General features: G+C 62.2%; 4 protein-coding genes. 3 read left to right on the top strand and 1 reads right to left on the bottom strand.

What is annotated here, in order from left to right:
- Positions 1 to 94 precede the first annotated feature (94 nt).
- Positions 95 to 1006 (top strand): alpha/beta hydrolase, encoded by a 912-nt coding sequence (locus AAAB16_RS18795; RefSeq protein WP_340664697.1) that lies wholly within the window; start codon positions 95 to 97, stop codon positions 1004 to 1006.
- Positions 1003 to 1329 (top strand): hypothetical protein, encoded by a 327-nt coding sequence (locus tag AAAB16_RS18790; protein ID WP_340664696.1) that lies wholly within the window; start codon positions 1003 to 1005, stop codon positions 1327 to 1329. Before AAAB16_RS18795 ends, AAAB16_RS18790 begins: the two co-directional genes overlap by 4 nt.
- 120 nt (positions 1330 to 1449) lie before the next feature.
- On the opposite strand, the gene AAAB16_RS18785 is transcribed toward AAAB16_RS18790, so the two are convergent.
- Entirely contained in the window at positions 1450 to 3630 is a 2181-nt protein-coding gene (locus AAAB16_RS18785) for a heavy metal translocating P-type ATPase (protein WP_340664695.1), read from the bottom strand.
- A 92-nt stretch (positions 3631 to 3722) separates the two neighbouring features.
- Here AAAB16_RS18785 and cadR point away from each other — a divergent pair.
- Positions 3723 to 4150, top strand: a 428-nt coding sequence (gene cadR, locus AAAB16_RS18780) for a Cd(II)/Pb(II)-responsive transcriptional regulator (RefSeq protein WP_340664694.1), incomplete at its 3' end; no start/stop codon positions are given.

The raw sequence follows: 4150 nt of genomic DNA, 5'->3' as shown, positions 1-4150 counted from the left end.
TTGCTCGTAGGGTGTGCTGTGCGCACCAGCGATTCACTCGCTATCGCAATGGTGCGCACAGCACACCCTACTGGCCCCTTGAGGATGCTGACTGATGCGCCGCTTGTTGCTCCTCACCCTGTTGTTTATGACCTTAAGCGGTTGCAGCAATCTGCTGTTCTTCCCGCTCAAAGAACTGCCCTACACCCCCACTGTGGCCAAGCTCGAATACCGCGATATCACCCTCACCGCCGCCGATGGCACCCGCCTGCATGCCTGGTGGCTGCCGGCCAAACCCGGTGTTGCGGTAAAGGGCACGGTGCTGCACCTGCACGGCAATGGCGGTAACGTCGCTACGCACTTGGGCGGCAGCTATTGGTTGCCGGAGCAGGGCTACCAGGTGCTGTTGCTCGATTATCGCGGCTATGGCGCGTCCGAGGGTTCGCCGGACTTGCCGGGCGTTTACCAAGACATAGACGCCGCCTTCGCCTGGCTGCAAGCCGCGCCCGAGGTGCAAGGTCAGCCGCTGTACCTGCTTGGGCAAAGCATCGGTGGCGCCTTGGCGGTGCAATACCTGAGCGAGCACCCTGAACAGGCCAAACGCCTCAGCGCGTTGGTGCTGGACGGTGTGCCGGCCAGCTACCGCGACGTAGCACGCCTGACGCTGAGCAACTCCTGGCTCACCTGGCCGCTGCAAATCCCGCTGAGCTGGCTGGTGCCTGACAGTGACAGCGCCATCCACAGCATTGGCAATTTGTCGCAGCTGCCGATCTTGCTCTATCAGAGCATCGACGATACGGTCGTGCCCCTTTCCAATGGGGTGAGCTTGTATCAAGCTGCGCGCCCGCCAAGGGTGTTGCAGTTAACCCGTGGCGGCCACGTACAGACATTTGCCGACCCCGTGTGGCGCCAGGTAATGCTGATGTACCTGAGTGACCCGCGCGGCTTTGACGGCCTGCGCCGGCTGGCCGAAGTGCCTAACGCCGAACCCCCGAATTCAGACTCCACGACAGAGACCCCGCAATGAGCGAAGAACGCAACGCAATCCCCCTGATCATCACCGGCGTGTGCAGCATTTTTGGCACCGTGGCTGCGCTCTGGTACTACGGCTATCTGCATATCGCCAAGCCGGAAGATGCCTTGCTGCTGTCCGAGTTCACCATGCTCAAGACTGTGCCGGGGGAGGATTACAAAATCTCCCTGGAACCGGCGGCTCAGGTGGCGCAGTGCGTGGATGGCATTGTGGTGTTGTTTGATACCGAGCAGAAAGGCCTGACTGGGGTGCTGGTGGATAACCGCAAAAAAGCCGTGCGCTGCATGGGGCAGGAGACGCCGCAAAAGGTTGAGTGAGGCTAAGAGCCCTTACCCCAACCATCTCCCGCAAGCGGGACCAACCGAAGTCGTGAGCTGAAATGCGCTTAGGTTCCCCTCTCCAGCTTGCGGGAGAGGGGCTAGGGGAGAGGGCCAGCGTTACGCAGTCGTGCGCAACAGCCTCAAGCCATTAAACACCACCAACAAACTCGCCCCCATATCGGCAAACACGGCCATCCACAGGCTGCCCATGCCCGCCAGGGTCAACGCCAAAAACACCACCTTGATACCCAACGCCAAGCCAATGTTCTGCATCAGCACGGCATGGGTGCGCCGCGACAGGCGAATAAACGCCGGCAGCTTGCGCAGGTCATCGTCCATCAACGCCACACCGGCGGTTTCGATGGCGGTGTCGGTGCCGGCCGCGCCCATGGCAAAGCCGATATCGGCACGTGCCAGCGCTGGCGCATCGTTGATGCCGTCGCCCACCATGCCGACACGCTGACCATCCACCTGACGGCGCTTGATCTCGCTGAGCTTGTCTTCGGGCAGCAGATTGCCCTGGGCTTCGTCGATGCCCACTTGGCTGGCGATAGCGGCAGCGGTGTGCGGGTTGTCGCCGGTGAGCATCAAGGTTTTCACCCCAAGCTGATGCAGCTCGGCCACCGCTTCGCGGCTGGTTTCCCGCACCGCGTCAGCCACGGCAAAAATCGCCAGGGGACCACTGCCATCGAGCAGAACAATGGCGGTTTTGCCTTGCCGTTCGAGGGTATCCAGCTGGGCTTCCAGCTCAGGCGAGCAGAGGCCCAGCTCTTCCACCAGGCGATGGTTGCCCAGGTGGTAGGTGGTGCCGTTGATGCTGCCTTTGGTGCCACGGCCTGGCAGGGCGGTGGACTCTTGAACCTCTACCAGGGCGATATGTTCGTCGTTGGCGGCACGGGCCAGTGCTTGTGACACCGGGTGGTCGGAGCGTGCAGCCAAACTGGCGGCCAGCGCCCGCGCCTGCGGTTGGTCGCCCAGTAGCAGCACGTCGGTTTGCTGCGGACGGCCATGGGTCAGGGTGCCGGTTTTATCCAAGGCAACCCAGGCCAACTGCCGGCCCATTTCCAGAAACACGCCGCCCTTAACCAAAATGCCCATACGCGCCGCTGCCGCCAGGCCGCTGACCAGTGTCACCGGGGTGGAAATCACCAAGGCACAGGGGCAGGCGATTACCAGCAGCACCAAGGCTTTATAGATCCAGTCCAGCCAGTGACCGCCAACGATTAGCGGCGGCACCACGGCAGTCAGCAGGGCGATGGCAAACACGGTCGGGGTGTAGATGCGCGAGAAGCGATCGACAAAGCGTTGGGTCGGCGCCTTCGAGCTTTGTGCTTCTTCTACGGCGTGAATAATGCGCGCCAGGGTGCTGTCGTCGGCGGCGCGGGTGGTGCTGTATTCCAGTTCGCCTTCGCCATTAATGCTGCCGGCAAACAGCACATCGTCCGGGGCTTTTTCCACCGGCAAGCTTTCGCCGGTGATGGGCGCCTGGTTAACGCTAGAGCGACCGCTTACTACCTGGCCATCGAGGGCAATGCGTTCGCCGGGGCGCACACGCACGCGGCTGCCCAGTGCCACCTGCGCGACGTCCATTTCCCGCCATTGGCCGTCTACCTGCACCGTGGCTTGCGCCGGAGTCAGGTCGAGCAGGCCGCGAATGGCGTTACGCGCGCGTTCCAGTGACTTGGCTTCAATCAACTCGGCAATCGCAAACAGCACGCTGACCATCGCCGCTTCCGGCCATTGGCCAATCAGCACGGCGCCCGTGACGGCAATGCTCATCAGCGCATTGATGTTCAGGTTGCGGTTTTTCAGGGCAATCAGGCCCTTGCGGTAGGTGGGCAAGCCGGCGCCGGCAATGGCCGCCAGGGCAAACAGGGCGATCAGCCAGGTGGGGCCGACAGCGGTCCATTCAAGAACTTCCGCGACCAGCGCGGCCACACCGGCCAACGCCAGCGGCCACCAGGGCTTAGGCGCGGCGGCTGGCGGCGGGTTGGCCGCATCCAGCGGTTCGGCTTGCATGCCTAAGGTGGCGATCAGCGTTTGCAGCGGCTGTATTTCGGCAAAGCGATGCTGCACGCGCAGTACGCGCTGGATCAGGTTGAACTCCAGCGCCTGCACTTCTTTTACCTTGCCTAGGGCATCACGCAGCAGACGTTCTTCGGTGGGGCAGTCCATGGCGTCAATGCGCAGGCTGCTCCAACGCAACTCACCGGTGGCGCCGCTGATCGCCGCCACGCCGGCCGCGGCGGGTTTCGCTGCGTGGTCGTGGTCGCAACAGTGATGGTGGTCGTGGCTCATGCTAAAGCTCCATGTGTGCGTCGTGTGTTGACGCTATGGCAGCGATTGCACACCCTGTAGCTACTACAGAGTCAACCGATAAGAGGCAAAGGATGAAAATTGGTGAGCTGGCGCGCCTGACCGACTGTCCGGTGGAGACCATCCGCTACTACGAGCGTGAGGGCCTATTGCCTGAACCGGCGCGTTCGGAGGGCAACTATCGGCAGTACACCCAGGTGCATGTCGAGCGCTTGGCGTTTATCCGTCACTGCCGCTCGCTGGATATGACGCAACAGGAAATTCGTGAATTACTGGCCCTGCGCGATGCGCCGGAAGCGGACTGCACCGCCGCCAATCGCTTGATTGACGAGCACATTCACCACGTGGAAGTGCGGATTAACGAACTGCGCTCGTTACAGGAGCAACTGCGCGACTTGCGCGCCCATTGCCAGATTGTCGGCAACAGCGAGGCCTGCGGAATTTTGCGTGAATTGGAGCAGCCAACGGCGCCGAGCGTGGCAAGTGAGGCCTGTATCGATGC

The sequence above is a fragment of the Pseudomonas sp. genome (genome assembly GCF_037994325.1).
Lineage (GTDB): Bacteria > Pseudomonadota > Gammaproteobacteria > Pseudomonadales > Pseudomonadaceae > Aquipseudomonas.
This window is presented reverse-complemented; position numbering and strand designations above follow the sequence as displayed.